The following is a 16,485-nucleotide window of genomic DNA, read 5'->3' on the forward strand; positions in this document are numbered from 1 at the left end:
CCGCCGTGGCCGTCGAGCAACTGACAGAGCAGCAGCAGGCGTGGGATATTGCCGCCACGGTCTGCGATCCGGAAATCCCCGTGCTCACCATCGAGGACCTGGGGATCCTCCGCGACGTCCAAGTGACGCAGGAACACAACACAGAGGAACAGAGTGTCCGGGTCACCATCACGCCCACGTACTCGGGCTGCCCGGCCATGGACGCCATCCGCGAGGACCTGAAGACAGCCTTCGCGAAGGAGGGCTACACAGCAGAGGTGGACCTGGTGCTCGCTCCGGCCTGGACCACGGACTGGATGACGGACGCCGGGAAGGCGAAGCTGCGGGAGTACGGCATCGCGCCGCCGTCGGGCATGGCAGCAGCCGGCGGCCACAGCGGCCCCATCAGGCTCAAAATGGCCGTGAAATGCCCGCAGTGCTCCAGCCTGAACACCAAGGAGCTCACCCGGTTCGGCTCCACGTCCTGCAAGGCGCTGTACGTCTGCAAGGACTGTTTGGAACCGTTCGACTACTTCAAAGTCCTGTAAGGAAGCCCCATGCCTGTTGTGCGCCAGACCGCCGCCGAATCGGCGCTAGCAAGCGGCCGCCGTCGTCCGTCCTTCCACACCCTCACCGTCACCGAGGTAAGAAGGCTGACCGAGGACGCTATCGAGGTGACGTTCGGCGTCCCCCAAGAGCTCGCCGGCCAGTTCGACTACCTGCCCGGCCAGTACGTGGCCCTGCGCACCACGCTGCAGGATGAGAACGGCGAGCCGCATGAGGTGCGCCGCAGCTACTCCATCTGCGCCGAGCCGCGCAGCTTCCCGGACGGCAGCAGCGAGATCCGGGTGGCCGTGAAGCAGGACCTGGGCGGGCTGTTTTCCACGTGGGCCAACGCGGAGCTGAAGGCGGGGGACACCCTGGACGTCATGAGCCCCATGGGCGCGTTTGTGTCCAAGCACGGCCGGGACGGCAAGGCCGTGGAGCAGAACGTCATGAACTCCATGAACCACCCGGAAGAGCTCGCGGGGGAGGCCGCCTCCCAGGGGGCGGGCACCTTTGTGGCCATCGCGGCGGGGAGCGGCATCACCCCGGTGATCGCGATCGCCCGCACGCTGCTGGCGGCCAACCCGGAGACGCGCTTTGACCTGATCTATGCCAACAAGGCCGCCATGGACGTGATGTTCCTGGAGGAGCTGGCGGACCTGAAGGACAAGTACCCGCAGCGGCTGGCCATCCACCACGTGCTGTCCCGCGAGCAGCGGATCGCGCCGCTGCTGTCCGGACGGATCGACGCCGGGAAGCTCCAGCAGCTTCTGGGCACCGCCATCCACGCGGACGATGTGGACGAGTGGTTCCTGTGCGGGCCGTTCGAGCTGGTGCAGCTGTGCCGGGACACCCTGGCCGAGCGCGGGGTGAAGCCGGAGCACGTGCGGTTCGAGCTGTTCACGAGCGGGAAGCCGGACCGCCCGGAGGGCCACGCCGGCCGTCCCGTAGTGGTGGACGAATCCAAGGAGACGTACAGGATCACCTTCAAACTGGACGGCCTGCAGGGCGAGGTGGCCAGCCCCACGCACGCCCGCGAGTCCATCCTGAACGCGGCGCTGCGTGTCCGCGCGGATGTGCCGTTCGCGTGCGCCGGGGGAGTGTGCGGCACGTGCCGCGCCAAACTGGTCACCGGCACCGTGACCATGGACGAAAACTACGCGCTGGAGCAGGATGAACTGGACAAGGGGTACGTCCTGACCTGCCAGAGCCACCCCACCACCCCCGAAGTCACCGTCGACTTCGACGTGTAACGAGGCCCCGGTGGTTGAGCCTGTCGAAACCCCTTGGTGATTGAGCCTGTCGAAATCAAAGAAAGAAGGATTCATTGATCTCCCTCTCCATCGCCAACAACATCGCCGAAGTGGTCCTGGACGCGCCGTACAAGCTGAATTCGCTTGATGAGCAGGCGCTCGCGGATTTAACACGGGCGTACGACGACGCCGCTGCCGCCGCCTCGCGCGGTGAGGTGCGGGCGCTGCTGCTCAGGGGCGAGGGCCGCGCCTTCTGCGCGGGCCGGGACATTTCGGGCGTGACGCCGGAGACGGACGACGCCGAAGCGTACCTGGGCGGGCTGGTGCAGCCGCTGCTGAAGAAGATGAGCGCGTTCCCGGCGCCGACGTTCGCTGCGGCGCATGGTGCGTGCCTGGGTGTGGGGCTGGGCCTGCTGCTGGCCACGGATGTGGTGTACGTGGCGGAGAACGCGAAGTTCGGCTCGCCGTTTGCCAAGCTGGGGGCCACGCTGGATTCGGGTGGGCACTGGTACTTCACGGAGCGGCTGGGGATGCACCGGACGCTTGACATGATCTACACGGCGGAGTTGATCTCCGGGACGGAGGCCGTGGCGCAGGGGATGTTCAGCCGGGCGATGCCGGCGGATGAATTGTTGGCCAACACCCGGGAAATTGTGTCGAAGGTTGCGGCCGGGGCCACGGGCGCGTTCACGGCGAGCAAGGAGCTGGTGGCGCACATCCGCGATCAGCGGCTGGGCCTGTGGGAGGCCATGGCCGAGGAAAATGCCGAGCAGGCCCGGCTCTGCAAGAGCGCCGACTACGCCGAGGGCTTCCGAGCTTTCCAAGAGAAGCGGTCGCCGGTGTTCAAAGGCCGGTGAAATTTTCCGGACAAAGGGGGCAGGGTGAAGCCGTCCGAGCCCTTCGATGCTTGAACGCAGTGCGTCCGGCACCGTCGCCGAATATTGCTCCCCCGCCGGCGTCTACCCGCACCGTCTGCCGCGTAGCGACACGACGTTTAACCATGCGCATGACGTGATGAGCATGCGCATTAGGCCGGATGAGCATGCCCATCACTTAATGGGCATTGGTCTACAAGCTTTGGGGCGCGACCGAGAACGTTCCGCCCTCTCCTTGATGCCCTGGTGTTCTCACGCCGCTGGTAACGAAAGATATGGCCTTATAACAAAAAGTGTTATATCTCGTTAGAAGTAGGTCAGCCTGGAGCTTTTCTGCAGAATGCCTTGAAGAGCATCGGCAACATTTCAGCGAGTTTGGGGGTTGCCGGCGTCTCCGCGTCGGTGACGACCAAACAAGGGCGCGCCGATTCAGGCAACCTGGACATCGACCTCGAGGAACTTGTCGCGGATGTATCACTCGCGATGCGAAAAGCCAGGGTCGGGTTCGGCTTGTTCATTGACGAAATGCAAGACCTGGACGAAGAGCTCCTGACCATACTGTTGTCCGTTCAGCACCTTGCGGGCCAGCGCGGATGGCCTTTTTACATCATCGGTGCGGGCCTACCCAACCTGCCCGGCAAGATCTCGGAGGCCAGGACCTATGGTGAGCGGCTGTTTCTCTACAGGACCATGGGCCAGGTCAACGAAGAGGCCGCCTCGGAAGCCCTCGCCTTGCCCATCAACAGGCTCGGCGCCTCCTTGGCGCCTGATGCGCTGTCACTCCTGCTCTCTGCCGCGAACGGCTACCCCTTCTTCCTTCAGGTCTACGGACGTGCCGCCTGGGAAGCATCATCGGAGAAGCCAGATGGCAGCGTGCCACCAATGCAGAACGCCTCTACCTCAGGGCCATGGCCCAGGACAGCGATACCCCTTCCTCGACCGGAGAAATCGCCGAACGCCTTGGGAAGTCGACCAGCAAACTTGCCGTCATCCGCTCACGACTCATCGACAAGGGTGTTGTGTATGCACCCGAATATGGCTCTATTCAGTTCACGGTGCCCGGAATGGCGGCCTTCATCGGGCGCCAGACCGAGGACTGACATGCGCTAGTTTCAGCGCTCGGCTGATTCAGGCGGGTCAGCGTCCGACGCCAGGCGGCCAAGGAGCTACGTAGGCAATCACGTGTGCAGGGGCGGAAAAGTCTGAAGCCCGACATGTTCGTCGGCTCCGGCACCGTCGAAGCCGGCTGCAATGCCATCGTCGGCCAACGCCTCAAACTCTCCGGCATGCGCTGGTCCGGCCCCGGAGCCACCAGCATCATCACCCTGCGCTGCCAACACGCCAGCACCCACCACACACGACCCCAGAAACATGCCACAGCACAGCTACCTACAAATCTGACGCACACCCGAACCCGGGTTGCAGCATTCCTGTGTTGAATCCTGGGTCCGTGAAAAGTCTCAGCGGGGACTAAGCGCAGTGGGGCGTGGCTGACGCTTGGATTGGCTTGCTTGGGTGCGGCAGACCATCGTGTAGGAGGCCCGCTCATTTTGGGTAGTGATTTCCTTCGCCGGTCATGGTGGTGGGGAGCCAGTGATTTCGTACCAGGCAACGATCGCCCCGGCCTGCACGTCCCGGAGGCCTCTCCTCGGGGAGGGACCGCGCTGGCCGGAAACGCGGTTGTCGGCTCCTGAGCGATCAGGGTGGAGGCATCGTTCCCGGACGGCAGCAGCGAGATCCGGGTGGCCGTGAAGCAGGACCTGGGCGGGCTGTTCTCCACGTGGGCGAACGCGGAGTTGAAGGCGGGGGACACCCTGGAGGTCATGAGCCCCATGGGCGCGTTTGTGTCCAGGCACGGCCGGGACGGCAGGGCCGTGGAGCAGAACGTTATGAACTCCATGAACCGGCCGCAGGATATCGCAGGCGAGCTGGCGGGGGAGCCGGGGACCTTTGTGGCCATCGCGGCGGGGAGCGGCATCACCCCGGTGATCGCGATCGCCCGCACGTTGCTGGCCGCCAACCCGGCGACGCGCTTTGACCTGATCTACGCGAACAAGGCGGCCATGGATGTGATGTTCCTGGAGGAGCTGGCGGACCTGAAGGACAGGTACCCGCAGCGGCTGGCCATCCACCACGTGCTGTCCCGGGAGCAGCGGATCGCGCCGCTGCTGTCCGGCAGGATCGACGCCGGGAAGCTCCGGCAGCTGCTGGGCACCGCCATCCACGCGGACGATGTGGACGAGTGGTTCCTGTGCGGGCCGTTCGAGCTGGTGCAGTTGTGCCGGGACACCCTGGCCGAGCGCGGCGTGAAGCCGGAGAAGGTCCGGTTCGAGCTGTTCACGTCGGGCAAGCCGGACAAGCCGGAGGGGAACGCCGGCCGTCCCGTGGTGGTGGACGAGTCCCAGGAGACGTACAGGATCACGTTCAAGCTGGATGGCCTGCAGGGGGAGGTGGCCAGCCCCACGCACGCCCGCGAGTCCATTCTGAACGCCGCGTTGCGGGTCCGGGCGGATGTGCCGTTCGCGTGCGCCGGGGGAGTGTGCGGGACATGCCGGGCCAAACTGGTCACCGGCACCGTGACCATGGACGAAAACTACGCCCTGGAGCAGGATGAGCTGGACAAGGGGTACGTGCTGACCTGCCAGAGCCACCCCACCAGCAAAGACGTAACAGTCGACTTCGACGTCTAATAGGAGCCCCATGATCTCCCTCTCCATCGCCAACAACGTCGCCGAAGTGATTCTGGACGCGCCGTACAAGCTCAATTCCCTCGACGAGCAGGCGCTTGCTGATTTAACTCTGGCGTACGACGACGCCGCTGCCGCCGCCTCGCGTGGTGAGGTGCGGGCGCTGCTGCTGAGGGGAGAGGGCCGCGCGTTCTGCGCGGGCCGGGACATCTCGGGTGTGACGCCGGAGACGGACGACGCCGAGGCGTACCTGGGCGGGCTGGTGCAGCCTCTGCTGAGGAAGATGAGCGCGTTCCCGGCGCCGACGTTTGCCGCTGCGCAAGGGGCGTGCCTGGGGGTGGGGCTGGGCCTGCTGCTGGCCACGGACGTGGTGTACGTGGCGGAGAACGCGAAGTTCGGCTCGCCCTTTGCAAAGCTGGGGGCAACGCTGGACTCGGGCGGGCACTGGTACTTCACCGAGCGGCTGGGCATGCACCGGACCCTGGACCTGATCTACACGGCAGAGCTGATCAGCGGGACCGAGGCTGTGGCCCAAGGAATGTTCAGCCGGGCGATGCCTGCCGATGAATTGTTGGACAACACCCGGGAAATTGTGACAAAGGTTGCCGCCGGGGCAACGGGCGCGTTCACCGCGAGCAAGGAGCTGGTGGCGCACATCCGCGATCAGCGGCTGGGCATGTGGGACGCCATGGCCGAGGAAAACGCCGAGCAGGCGCGGCTGTGCAAGACGGAGGACTACTCCGAGGGCTTCCGGGCGTTCCAGGAGAAGCGCGAGCCCAGGTTCGGTGGTTGAGTTGGACGAAACCGGTCGGTGACTGAACCAGCTTCCAAGCCCGTCTGACACTTTGCGCAGACACCGCGACTCGACGCCATTGCTCAACGTGCAACTGATGAGGCCCGCCGCTGTTCGAGCGGCGGGCCTCATTCTTTGTATTCACTTCGTCGGGGCCGGAGCCCGCCTTAGCCTTGATCCACCGATCTGTCTGGGCCGATGATCTGAATCCGGTTTCGGCTCGTTGTTCGGGCAGAGGGCGTGCTGGGGTGCCGGGCCTCGCTGCCCTTCGGTGTTCCACTGGTTGTTTTGGTCGCGCCGTGCGGCTGGGTTGACGGGGGTTCAGGCAGCTCGCGGCGGCGGGTAGAGGTGGTCGGACAAGGCCTGCCATGGTGTTTTCCAGGGCCAGGCTTCGGGCAGGTGAAGACGGATCCGTCGGGCGCTGGTGGCGATGCGGGCCGGGACGTGGATGAGTTTGCGGCGGATCGTGCCGGTCCTCGCTTTGCCGAAGGGCCCGGCCGCGAGGAGCCCGGCGGCGCGGGTGAGGTTGTAGGCCATGACCGCGGCGACGAGCCAGGCTGAGTTCGCCGCGAAAACACCTGAAGGCAGGTGCGCCAGGGAGCTATCCTTCAGGTCGGCGTTGACCTGCTCAATAATGGCGTGTTTCCGGTGGGTTTTGTCGGCCGCGACGGTGTCCAGGACTTCGGCGTCCACGGTGGTGAAGAACGCGTGGTGCCGGTGCGTGTCGAACAGGGTTTCCTGCCCGTCGGCGGTTTTTGGGTTCAGTTCCGGGATGCGGCGCACGACCAGACGGCCGGTGATCTGCTCGGCCTTTCTGCGTGAGGTGAATGCGGTGAACACGGTCTCGGCGACCTCGGCCTTGGAGACCCAGGTGCTGGTGGCCTCGTCGAAGACCGCGTCGGTGTATTCGATCGTTTCCCACGCCGTGTCCGGGATCCCGGCGATGGCGCGTTTGATGGCCGGGTCCATGCGCACGGTCACCGAGACCTCCGCCCCGCCGGCCAGGGCCGCGGAAACCGCCGCATGGCCGTAGAAGGCCGAATCGAACCGGCAGAGCACCCGCCCGCAGGTCTGGACACGTTTGAGCGTGGACAGGGCGTCGGTGATCAGGCGTTTGGCTCCGCGGGCCGAGTTCGCCGCTCCCTTGCGCAGCCGCTGGGCGGCGATGACCGGGGCCGTGTCCTTCGTCGAGGCGGTAGCCAGCAGCGCGTTCAGCCCGCGGACCCCGGAGTATCCGTAGCCGGAGCCCTGCTTGGCGTAGCCGTGGACCTCGATGATCGTGTCGTCAACATCGACGAACACGAAGTCGTCCGCCCTGGGGCTCCCGAGCAGCGGGGTCAGGGTCCCCAGGTTGGCCAGGAAACGGGAGGCGACAGCGTCCAGTTGGCGCACGTGACCGAACGTGAAGGCCCGCAGGAACGAACCCAGCGTCGAGGGCGCGTAGCAGGCGGTGAAGATCCGCTTCATTCCCCCGTGGCGCAGCAGCGCCATGTCATCGATGCTGTCGGCGCCGGCGACCATCCCGGCCACCAGGGACGCCAGTTTCCGTCCCGCGTTCGCGCCCTTGTCCGACGGCACCGACAGCCACTCATCGGCCAGTTCCTGCAACCCGGCATCCCGTGCCAAGGTCATCACCGGCAGCAACCCGGCAGCCGACACGAGGTTCGGCTCGTCAAAGGAAACTGACACGACGGCACGCTTATGGGAAACTTGCATCTACGAGATGCCCTCTTTTCGGTGGTCAATGTGCTCTAGACAAGCTCCATTTTCCTTGAAAAGGCGGGCATTCTCGGTTTAAACCGCCGTCGGCGCCCCGACCATCATCGGTGGATCAAGGCTTAGCGCTGGGCGAGTTGAAGGCGTTCTGTTGCAGCGTCGAGGCCTTCAGTGAGCAGATCGAGAAGGTATTTCCCGTAGCCACTCTTGGAGAGCGGTGCGGCCCGTTCCCGAAGTTCGTCATCACTGAGGAAACCCAAACGCCAGGCGATCTCTTCGGGGCACCCGATGGAGAGGCCTTGGCGGTGCTGAACCGTGCGGACGAATTCGGACGCTGCGTTTAGGTCATCGAAGGTTCCGGTGTCCAGCCACGCGGTTCCGCGAGGCAGGATTTCCACCTGGAGCTTGCCGCGTTCGAGGTAGACGCGGTTGACGTCCGTGATTTCCAGTTCGCCGCGGGGAGAAGGCTTAAGGTCGCGTGCAATCTGGACCACATCGTTGTCGTAGAAGTACAGGCCCGGCACCGCATAGTGGCTCTTCGGTTTTGCGGGCTTCTCTTCAAGGGAAATTGCCTTGCCCTCCGCGTCGAATTCCACAACACCGTACGCGGACGGGTCCTGGACCCGGTATCCGAAAATTGCGCCGCCGTCGATGTTTTCGAACCGTCCTAGCTGCGTGCCGAGGCCTTGGCCATAGAAGATGTTGTCGCCGAGGACCAAAGCAACCGGGCCATCGCCGATGTGCTCAGCCCCAAGGACGAACGCCTGGGCCAATCCATCGGGGGACGGCTGCTCGGTGTAGGTGATATTGACGCCGAACTGGCTGCCGTCGCCTAGGAGTCGCTGGAACTGGTCGGCATCGTGCGGCGTAGTAATGATGAGGATGTCCCGGATACCGGCCAGCATCAGTGTGGACAACGGGTAGTAGATCATCGGTTTGTCGTAGACCGGGACCAGCTGCTTGCTGATTCCGAGAGTGATTGGATGAAGACGTGAACCGGTTCCCCCGGCGAGGATTATTCCGCGCATAAGGACATTTTCGCGGTCGTTACAAATTCAGCCAAATCATGGAGCTGTGGAACGATGAATGTTATGCAGAAATTACTGGTTACCGGGGGCGCCGGTTTCATTGGTTCGAATTTCGTCCACTATGTGTTGGAAAACACGCCTGATCATGTGACGGTACTGGACAAGCTGACTTATGCTGGTAATCGGGCGTCCCTTGAGGGTCTCCCGGAGGACCGTTTTCGGTTCGTGCAGGGTGATATCTGCGACTCCGGGCTCGTGGACGGGCTCGTCGCGGAGTGCGACGTAGTGGTCCACTATGCTGCTGAATCGCACAACGATAACTCCCTGCATGACCCGCGTCCGTTTCTGGACACGAACATCATCGGTACGTACACGCTGATTGAGGCGGCCCGGAAGCACAACAAGCGCTTCCACCACATCTCCACGGACGAAGTTTACGGTGACCTGGAGCTCGATGACCTGGAGCGGTTTACCGAGGACACCCCGTACAACCCGTCCAGCCCGTACTCCTCCACGAAGGCCGGTTCGGACCTGCTGGTCCGTGCCTGGGTACGGTCCTTCGGCCTGCAGGCGACCATCAGCAACTGCTCGAACAACTACGGCCCGTACCAGCACGTGGAGAAGTTCATCCCGCGCCAGATCACCAACGTCATCGACGGGATCCGGCCCAAGCTTTACGGCAAGGGCGAGAACGTCCGGGACTGGATCCACGCCAACGACCATTCCTCGGCCGTGCTGGCGATCATCGCCAAGGGCAAGATCGGGGAGACGTACCTGATCGGTGCCGATGGGGAGAAGAACAACAAGGACGTCGTCGAGCTGATCCTCAAGCACATGGGTCAGTCCCCGGACGCCTACGACCATGTCGTGGACCGCCCGGGTCATGACCTGCGCTACGCCATCGACTCCGGCAAGCTCCGGAATGAGCTGGGCTGGGAACCGCGCTTCTCCAATTTTGATGCCGGCATCGAGGACACCATCGCCTGGTACCGGGAGAACGAAAACTGGTGGCGGCCGCAGAAGGCGCAGACCGAAGCCAAGTACCAGGAACAGGGCCAGTAGAGCATGTCGATCGAGTTCTCCAAGAAGCTGACCGCGCACGAAACCCCGATTCCCGGAGTGGTGCTTTATGACTTGCCGGTTCATGGTGACAACCGTGGCTGGTTCAAGGAAAACTGGCAGCGGGAGAAGATGGTGGCGTTGGGGCTGCCGGACTTCCGCCCGGTGCAGAACAACATCTCGTTTAATGAGAAGGCCGGCACCACCCGGGGCATCCACGCCGAGCCGTGGGACAAGTTCATCTCTGTCGCCACTGGCAGGATTTTCGGTGCGTGGGTGGACCTGCGCGAAGGTCCTTCGTTCGGTGCCGTCTTTACCGCGGAACTCGATCCAAGCCAGGCGATCTTCATTCCGCGCGGTGTGGGCAACGCCTTCCAGACGCTGGAAGACAACACCGCGTACACGTACCTGGTCAACGACCACTGGTCCGCCGACGCGCAGGGCCAGTACACGTTCCTGAACCTGGCCGACGAGACGGCCGCCATTGTATGGCCGGTGCCTCTGGCGGACGCGGAGCTGTCCGACAAGGACAAGGCCCACCCGCGCCTCGCGGACGTTGTGCCGATGCCGGCGAAGAAGATCCTCGTGGTCGGTGCCGACGGTCAGCTCGGCAAGGCACTGCGGGAACTGTATGACGGCGACGCGAGTGTTGAGTTCGCCGGCCGCGCCGGGTTCGATCTGTCCAGTGAAGCAGCCTTCGCGGAGCGAAACTGGAAGAACTACTCGACGGTCATCAACGCCGCTGCGTACACGGCCGTTGACACAGCGGAAACCGCGGAGGGCCGTGCCGCTGCCTGGGCCGTCAACGTCAGCGCCGTGGCGCGGCTGGCCCGCACCGCCGTCGAACATGACCTCACCCTCGTCCATGTCTCTTCGGACTACGTCTTCGACGGCGTCCAGGAGAGCCACGACGAGGCTGAGCCGTTCACGCCGCTGGGGGTGTACGGGCAGACCAAAGCGGCCGGCGACGCCGTGGTCAGCGTTGTCCCCCGCCACTACATCGTGCGGACCAGTTGGGTTATCGGGGAAGGCAACAACTTCGTCCGCACCATGGGGTCCCTCGCCGGCCGCGGAATCGAACCGTCGGTGGTTAATGACCAGATCGGCCGGCTCAGCTTCACGGAGGACATCGCATCCGGCATCCGGCACCTGCTCGAATCCGGCGCGGACCACGGCACCTACAACCTCACCAACGACGGCGAACCGCAGTCCTGGGCCGACATCGCAGCGGACGTCTACGAGCTTTCGGGCCGGCCGAGGTCCGCTGTCACAGGCGTGAGCACCGAAGAATACTTCAAGGGCAAAGCTGCCGCGCCCCGGCCGCTGAACGGCGTGCTGGATCTGACCAAGATCGAGGCTTCAGGTTTGACACCCCGTACGGCGGGGGAAGCACTTAGGGCTTACGTTGCGGTCACGCAGACAGCAAACGCCTGAGTGGAGTCATTGCCGTAGAGGAATGTCGTGATTTCGGTGGTTGAGCCTGTCGAAACCAGAGAGAAGAAACCATGATCTCCCTCTCTATCGCCAACAATGTCGCCGAAGTAGTTCTGGACGCCTCGCGCAAGCTGAACTCCCACTAAGGGGGCGCTCGTGGATATGTCGCAGGCGTACGACGATGAAGCCGCCGCCGCCTCTAGCGGAGACGTGCGGGCGCCGCTGTTGAGGGGAGAAGGTCGCGCATTTTGTGCGGGCGGGAATCTCCGGCGTGACGCCGGAGACGGACGACGCCGAAGCGTACCTTGGCGCCACGCTGGATTCGGGAGGCTATTGGTACTTCACCGAGCGGCTGGGCATGCACCGGACGCTGGACCTGATCTACACCGCCGAGCTCATGTCGGGTACGGAGGCCGTGGCGCAAGGGATGTTCAGCCGGACGATGCCGGCGGATGAATTGTTGGACAACGCCCGGGAAATTGTGACCAAGGTTGCCATCGGAGCAACGGGTGCCTTCAATCCGAGCAAGGAGCTGGTGGCGCATATCCGCGACCAGCGCCTGGGATTGTTGGAACCCATGGCAGAAGAGAACGAAGAGCAGGCCCGCCTGTGTAAGAGCGCGGACTACGCCGAGGGCTTCCGGGCGTTCCAGGAGAAGCGGGCACCAAAGTTCGTTGGTTGAGCTTGTCGAAACCCAGGCTGGCTGTGGTCGCGACCGTCGAAACCAATTGCGCGTTTAGGCAATCGATTTGTAGGGTTCACCTATGACAATGGGGAAATCTATTACAAAAGCCGTCATTCCTGCTGCCGGCTTGGGGACTCGCTTCCTGCCCGCCACTAAAGCGATGCCGAAGGAAATGTTGCCGGTGGTTGACCGCCCGGCTATCCAGTACGTCGTCGAGGAAGCCGTCAAGGCCGGCCTCGACGACATTTTGATGATCACGGGGCGCAGCAAGCGCGCCCTTGAGGACCACTTCGACCGTGAACCCGGCTTGGAGCGCGCGCTGGAGCTGAAGGGCGATCAGGGTCGCCTGGACCTGGTCCACGAGGCCTCTGATCTCGGTCCTATCCACTACGTCCGCCAAGGCGAAGCCAAGGGCCTGGGCCATGCTGTCCTGTGCGCAAGCCAGCACGTGGGCGACGAGCCGTTCGCCGTGCTGCTGGGTGACGACCTCATCGATGAGGCCGAGACCCTGCTCACCACCATGATGGACGTGCAGCTAAAGACCGGTGGTTCGGTCATCTCACTCATCGAGGTGGACCCGTCACAGATCAGCGCGTATGGCTGTGCAGACATCGCTGCCATCGAGGGCGAGGACTTTGTCCGCGTCAACAGCCTGGTAGAGAAACCGGCTGCAGGCGAAGCGCCGTCCAACTTGGCCGTCATTGGCCGGTATGTGCTGCACCCGTCAGTGTTCGGCGTCCTGGAGAAGACGGAGCCCGGCCGCGGCGGGGAGATCCAGCTGACCGACGCGCTCCAGACGTTGGCGGCCGGCGAAGGGGAGGGCTCCGGAGTGTACGGCGTCATGTTCGAGGGCCGCCGTTACGATACCGGCGACAAGCTGAGCTACCTGAAAGCCGTCATCACTTTGGCTTCCGAGCGCGTGGAGTTCGGCGAGGACTTGAAGACGTGGCTGAAGGCCTTCGTTGGCTAACTCCTGATGCCTGTGTGACGCCTTACAAGCCGACCGCTGACCAGCGGCGGGCTTGTAGGCGTTTAAGGGCCGCAGTGGCCAACAGCGCCCCAATGACAGCCCCTCCTGTGTTTGTGACAAGATCCAGCGGGCTCGCGAACCGATTGTGAAGAAATAGCAGCTGGCCCAGTTCGATGCAGACCGAGACCATCAATCCGAAAATTCCGATCTGCCACCAGTGCTTTTTCGGATAGGCCAGGGCTGCCACCGCGCCGAGCGGAATAAAGAGCGCTACATTGGCAGATGCTTCGACGAATTGGTAGTTGAACCAGGCGGGAATTCCGTGGGTGTGGAGCAACCTCAGAACGTCGGCCAGCTGACCCTGCACGGGAGCATCGACAGGGCTGGGCCAGAATGCGACCAGCGCCAGCGGCAGAAGCATGGCCAGCAGGACAGCGCGCCAGAGCCTCGGGTTGTCCGGGATCCTCAACTGAACCTCAGGTAGTTCTCAGCAAAGCCACAGCAGCCATTCCCAGCGCGGCTACGGAAAGCACAACGAGAAGTACGTAGGGGAGCGCCTGAGGGCGGGGAAGAGGAACTGACAAGTCCCACTGCCTCGGTCTTCTGCGCCAATGTCTCCCCATAGCTCAAATAAATACCACAGTTCAGTCGTTGAATCTGTCCACTCGGTGGTTTCGCCCGTCAGCTCGGTGGCTGAGTATGTCTCGTCGGTGGTTGAGCCTGTTAGCTCGGTGGTTGAGCCTGTCGAAACCTTAAACGCAGAAGGTGGGTGGTCCTCCGGTTTCCCGGAGTACCACCCACCCTCTTTGGTGCTTGGGTGTGCTGCGGTTACGCTGCTGCCTCGGTCTTGGCGCGGCGGCGAACTACAACTACGGAGGCTGCACCGGCTGCCAGCGCGCCAGCGCCAACCAGGGTCCAAAGGATGAGGCCCGAGTCAGCACCGGTGTTGGCAAGGCCAGCTCCGGTGTTTGCGAGCGGAGCGCCGCCGGTGTTGGACAGCGGTGCACCGTTGCTGGCGAAGCTCGGGTCCACTACAACGGTGACGGGGCCAACCGTGTTACCTGAAACATTGCCCGTAGCGGTGATGAAGTAGGTGCCGGCTTCGGTGATCGTGATCGGCACGGAGAAGTTGCCCTGTGCGTCCGCCTGAGCGCCGAAGGTCTGCGCCTGGAAAACGGGGATCTTTACGGCAACTGACCTGCCCTGGGATGCGGGCGGATTACCCGGCGTCACAGTGATAGTGAGGGATTCACCGGCAAAGGGGCCGCGGCCGCGGAAGACGAACTGTTCGCCCGGACCAACGGTGCCGTCAGACACAGCGGCCTGGGGCGGGATGGGCGGGTAGTTGGCGGCGATGGCCGGCGCGGTGCCGACGAGCGCGAGAGATCCTGCAAGTGCGAGTGCTGCGAGCGTTTTTTTCATTATTGTCCCCCCGGAGACGTTTAAGTTTTTGTGTACCCGAATTGAGGAGGTTCCTCTCCGCACGAGACCTGTGCAGAAATCCCGGATATATATCCCACAACGACATTACCATCCGCGTAGAGCAGCTAGCAATCTCTATCCAGTCGGTTTACATAGTGTTAACGCACTGTCTATAACTACTACCCACATGAGGGAATTTCTGTGGGCAGGATCACATCTTTGACAGCTTGGACAGTGGGCGTGACGACTACGTTAGGTTCCGTGTGTTGCACGATCTTCCCGAAAGTAAACTCCACGGTCCGGCTTTCACCTGGTGCGAGCTTGATCGCCATGACGCCTACGGGTCTGTTGCTATGGATGTAGGTAGCGAAATCGGTTCTTTGTCCGTCCAACCTGGCCGTCTCTGCGTTGGCTTGGACGGGCCCGTAGGCCACAATGTTTGTTTGCACGGACCCCGGGGGCACCCCGAAGGAGCCGCCACCCGTCACATAAGCCGGCAGAGTCGTCGCTGCATCCGCTGGTGCAGTGTTCGTGCTCGTTATGCGTACAGTGGTTTGCTCGTATCCGTCCTTGGGACATTCCTTCACTAGCTGGACAGACCGCTGAACGTAATAGTCCATCTTCGCGCCGGTGCCGTCGTTGAAGTAAATGCCGAACTGGGCAGGGGCGATGCTGGGCCCAGCAATGGATCCGCTCAAGGCGTACTTGGCGATGATGGCCTGTTCCGCCGGACGTCCCGACCAGACCAGAACACGGCTCTCGTCAGCACCCCGCGTCAGTCCTTCGATGAGGCCCTTCGCGTTTCCCTCACCGTCGGACAACGCTGCAAATATCTCTTGAGCGACTCCGGCGAAGTAGGCGTCCTGCATGATGGGTTGCTGGATTTTTGCATAGACATCAGAGAGCAAGGTTTGGACGACGTTCCTACCGGTAAGTTCAGTCGGCAAGCCCGCGCTGGCGAGTGCTACGAGCTCAGGGTCCGTGATTTTGACGGGGCCGGTGGCATCGAGAATGTAGCTCAAGGCCACTGGGTCAATGGAGATAACGCCGTCAACACGCTGTCCGGTCTTCCGCTCCCACATGGCTTGAGCGGTGCTGGCCGCCGTTGGAAAGTCGGGCGTTAGGTTCACATCCTGCATGAACTTTCCCATGCGCCCAGAATAGATCTGTTGTTGCTCAGGGTCCGACGGCACGATGGGCGACATGACACCGACGGCTCCGGCGCTGCTCTGAGAGGCCAACGTAAGTTTGCCCTTGTCAAGGCGGAGGACGGCAAGGGCCCCAGGTATGCCGCCCGACGCCCGTGTCTCGGCGTTATTTTGAATCATAAGGAGGTAGCTGCGTGGTGTCTGTGCGCCGAGCATTCCGGGCGCAAGGTTTGAGGCGTCGGTGGCGGCGTCGAGAGCCCCGGCGAGGCCCCGTAGCTGGTCTCTAGCACTTCTCAATGGGTCGGCCACTTGAGGTACCAAGTTTGAGGTGTCGATCTGACCCAGCCTGTCGGCTGACAACCGTATAGTCTGCGCTGCAGCAGAAATGCTCGGAGAGGCAGCTTCAAGAGGTTCAAGATCAGTTCCTGAGCTGCTGGGAAGGAGCGATTCCCAGTTTAGGGAGCTGTAGACCTCAACGAGCGGTGTGAGACCGAGGTTGGCTACATCGTCGGCTGAGCGTGCCACCTCCGCGACGGCGCTGAAGTTTGTCCCAAATCCGGGAAGGGTCGACGCCAAGGTCCAGAGCGGATCGTCAGCTGCATGTTTCGCGGCGGCCGTGTGGTTGCGAAGTTCATCAACGGTGGCCGCAGCCCCACCAGCGTTGTTCTTAGTTATTTCCTCTTTGAGGGAGGGAATCAGGTCAGACGCCGAGGAGAGTTCGGAGTTTATCTCCGACGCTTTGCTTCCCAGCCAGACTGCCCCGGCCCCGGTAATGAGAACTACGCCCCCAAGCGAGGCCAGAGTGATCAGGAGCCGCCGGCGATACTTCCAGGGGCGCTTTGCCCTAGTCCGGGCGCTAACGGCCGAGGTGTCGTGAGTTGCAGCCATTG

13 protein-coding genes and 2 pseudogenes are annotated in these 16,485 nt (G+C 63.0%); 10 read left to right on the forward strand and 5 right to left on the reverse strand.

Annotated features, from left to right (window positions below; all coding sequences use genetic code 11):
* The first annotated feature begins 5 nt into the window (after positions 1 to 5).
* The 6 genes and pseudogenes from paaD to ACVWY0_RS18560 all read left to right on the forward strand — a co-directional run bounded on the left by paaD (position 6) and on the right by ACVWY0_RS18560 (position 6,133).
* Complete coding sequence (gene paaD, locus ACVWY0_RS18535) at positions 6 to 527, forward strand: 1,2-phenylacetyl-CoA epoxidase subunit PaaD (protein ID WP_485837976.1); 522 nt, start codon at positions 6 to 8, stop codon at positions 525 to 527.
* A gap of 9 nt (positions 528 to 536) precedes the next feature.
* Positions 537 to 1,778, forward strand: coding sequence for a 1,2-phenylacetyl-CoA epoxidase subunit PaaE (gene paaE, locus ACVWY0_RS18540; protein ID WP_485837977.1), 1,242 nt, complete (start codon positions 537 to 539; stop codon positions 1,776 to 1,778).
* Positions 1,779 to 1,852: 74 nt separating this feature from the next.
* Positions 1,853 to 2,635, forward strand: a complete 783-nt coding sequence (locus ACVWY0_RS18545; RefSeq protein WP_485837978.1) for an enoyl-CoA hydratase/isomerase family protein — start codon at positions 1,853 to 1,855, stop codon at positions 2,633 to 2,635.
* 363 nt (positions 2,636 to 2,998) lie between these two features.
* A complete protein-coding gene (locus ACVWY0_RS18550) occupies positions 2,999 to 3,763 on the forward strand; it encodes a hypothetical protein (protein WP_485837979.1) in 765 nt (254 codons plus the stop codon).
* A 602-nt stretch (positions 3,764 to 4,365) separates the two neighbouring features.
* Positions 4,366 to 5,343 (forward strand): annotated as a pseudogene (locus ACVWY0_RS18555) (2Fe-2S iron-sulfur cluster-binding protein); the annotation flags it as partial.
* Between the two features lie 10 nt (positions 5,344 to 5,353).
* Positions 5,354 to 6,133 carry an enoyl-CoA hydratase/isomerase family protein gene (locus ACVWY0_RS18560; RefSeq protein WP_485837980.1) on the forward strand — a complete coding sequence of 260 codons (780 nt, stop codon included), beginning with the start codon at positions 5,354 to 5,356 and terminating at the stop codon, positions 6,131 to 6,133.
* 321 nt (positions 6,134 to 6,454) lie between these two features.
* Here ACVWY0_RS18560 and ACVWY0_RS18565 read toward each other — a convergent pair whose 3' ends face one another.
* Positions 6,455 to 7,849 (reverse strand): IS1380 family transposase, encoded by a 1,395-nt coding sequence (locus ACVWY0_RS18565; RefSeq protein WP_485837981.1) that lies wholly within the window; start codon positions 7,847 to 7,849, stop codon positions 6,455 to 6,457.
* 122 nt (positions 7,850 to 7,971) lie between these two features.
* The gene (gene rfbA / locus ACVWY0_RS18570; protein WP_485837982.1) at positions 7,972 to 8,877 is read right to left on the reverse strand and encodes a glucose-1-phosphate thymidylyltransferase RfbA; all 906 of its coding nucleotides are present in this window, start codon (positions 8,875 to 8,877) and stop codon (positions 7,972 to 7,974) included.
* A 63-nt stretch (positions 8,878 to 8,940) separates the two neighbouring features.
* Here rfbA and rfbB point away from each other — a divergent pair, with 63 nt between their 5' ends.
* The 4 genes and pseudogenes from rfbB (at position 8,941) to galU (ending at position 13,025) form a co-directional block, all read left to right on the forward strand.
* Positions 8,941 to 9,939 (forward strand): dTDP-glucose 4,6-dehydratase, encoded by a 999-nt coding sequence (gene rfbB / locus ACVWY0_RS18575; protein WP_485837983.1) that lies wholly within the window; start codon positions 8,941 to 8,943, stop codon positions 9,937 to 9,939.
* Between the two features lie 3 nt (positions 9,940 to 9,942).
* On the forward strand, positions 9,943 to 11,370 hold the full coding sequence (locus tag ACVWY0_RS18580; protein WP_485837984.1) for a sugar nucleotide-binding protein: 1,428 nt from the start codon (positions 9,943 to 9,945) through the stop codon (positions 11,368 to 11,370).
* A gap of 71 nt (positions 11,371 to 11,441) precedes the next feature.
* Positions 11,442 to 12,052, forward strand: a pseudogene (locus ACVWY0_RS18585) (enoyl-CoA hydratase/isomerase family protein).
* Between the two features lie 82 nt (positions 12,053 to 12,134).
* A complete protein-coding gene (galU, locus tag ACVWY0_RS18590; RefSeq protein WP_485837985.1) occupies positions 12,135 to 13,025 on the forward strand; it encodes a UTP--glucose-1-phosphate uridylyltransferase GalU in 891 nt (296 codons plus the stop codon).
* Between the two features lie 22 nt (positions 13,026 to 13,047).
* Here the strand turns inward: galU and ACVWY0_RS18595 are convergent, their stop codons facing one another.
* From ACVWY0_RS18595 to ACVWY0_RS18605, 3 genes are all read right to left on the reverse strand, one after another.
* Entirely contained in the window at positions 13,048 to 13,446 is a 399-nt protein-coding gene (locus ACVWY0_RS18595) for a VanZ family protein (RefSeq protein WP_485837986.1), read from the reverse strand.
* 407 nt (positions 13,447 to 13,853) lie between these two features.
* Positions 13,854 to 14,447, reverse strand: a complete 594-nt coding sequence (locus ACVWY0_RS18600; RefSeq protein ID WP_485837987.1) for an LPXTG cell wall anchor domain-containing protein — start codon at positions 14,445 to 14,447, stop codon at positions 13,854 to 13,856.
* 179 nt (positions 14,448 to 14,626) lie between these two features.
* Positions 14,627 to 16,483, reverse strand: coding sequence for a DUF4012 domain-containing protein (locus ACVWY0_RS18605; RefSeq protein WP_485837988.1), 1,857 nt, complete (start codon positions 16,481 to 16,483; stop codon positions 14,627 to 14,629).
* Positions 16,484 to 16,485: the final 2 nt, after the last annotated feature.

The sequence above is a fragment of the Arthrobacter sp. UYNi723 genome (genome assembly GCF_054057635.1).

Bases quoted from the DNA above. Each gene is read 5' to 3' on its own strand.
- paaE (WP_485837977.1), top strand. From the start codon at position 537: ATGCCTGTTGTGCGCCAGACCGCCGCCGAATCGGCGCTAGCAAGCGGC.
- ACVWY0_RS18560 (WP_485837980.1), top strand. From the start codon at position 5,354: ATGATCTCCCTCTCCATCGCCAACAACGTCGCCGAAGTGATTCTGGAC.
- ACVWY0_RS18565 (WP_485837981.1), bottom strand. From the start codon at position 7,849: ATGCAAGTTTCCCATAAGCGTGCCGTCGTGTCAGTTTCCTTTGACGAG.
- rfbA (WP_485837982.1), bottom strand. From the start codon at position 8,877: ATGCGCGGAATAATCCTCGCCGGGGGAACCGGTTCACGTCTTCATCCA.
- rfbB (WP_485837983.1), top strand. From the start codon at position 8,941: ATGCAGAAATTACTGGTTACCGGGGGCGCCGGTTTCATTGGTTCGAAT.
- ACVWY0_RS18580 (WP_485837984.1), top strand. From the start codon at position 9,943: ATGTCGATCGAGTTCTCCAAGAAGCTGACCGCGCACGAAACCCCGATT.
- galU (WP_485837985.1), top strand. From the start codon at position 12,135: ATGACAATGGGGAAATCTATTACAAAAGCCGTCATTCCTGCTGCCGGC.
- ACVWY0_RS18595 (WP_485837986.1), bottom strand. From the start codon at position 13,446: ATGCTTCTGCCGCTGGCGCTGGTCGCATTCTGGCCCAGCCCTGTCGAT.
- ACVWY0_RS18600 (WP_485837987.1), bottom strand. From the start codon at position 14,447: ATGAAAAAAACGCTCGCAGCACTCGCACTTGCAGGATCTCTCGCGCTC.
- ACVWY0_RS18605 (WP_485837988.1), bottom strand. From the start codon at position 16,483: ATGGCTGCAACTCACGACACCTCGGCCGTTAGCGCCCGGACTAGGGCA.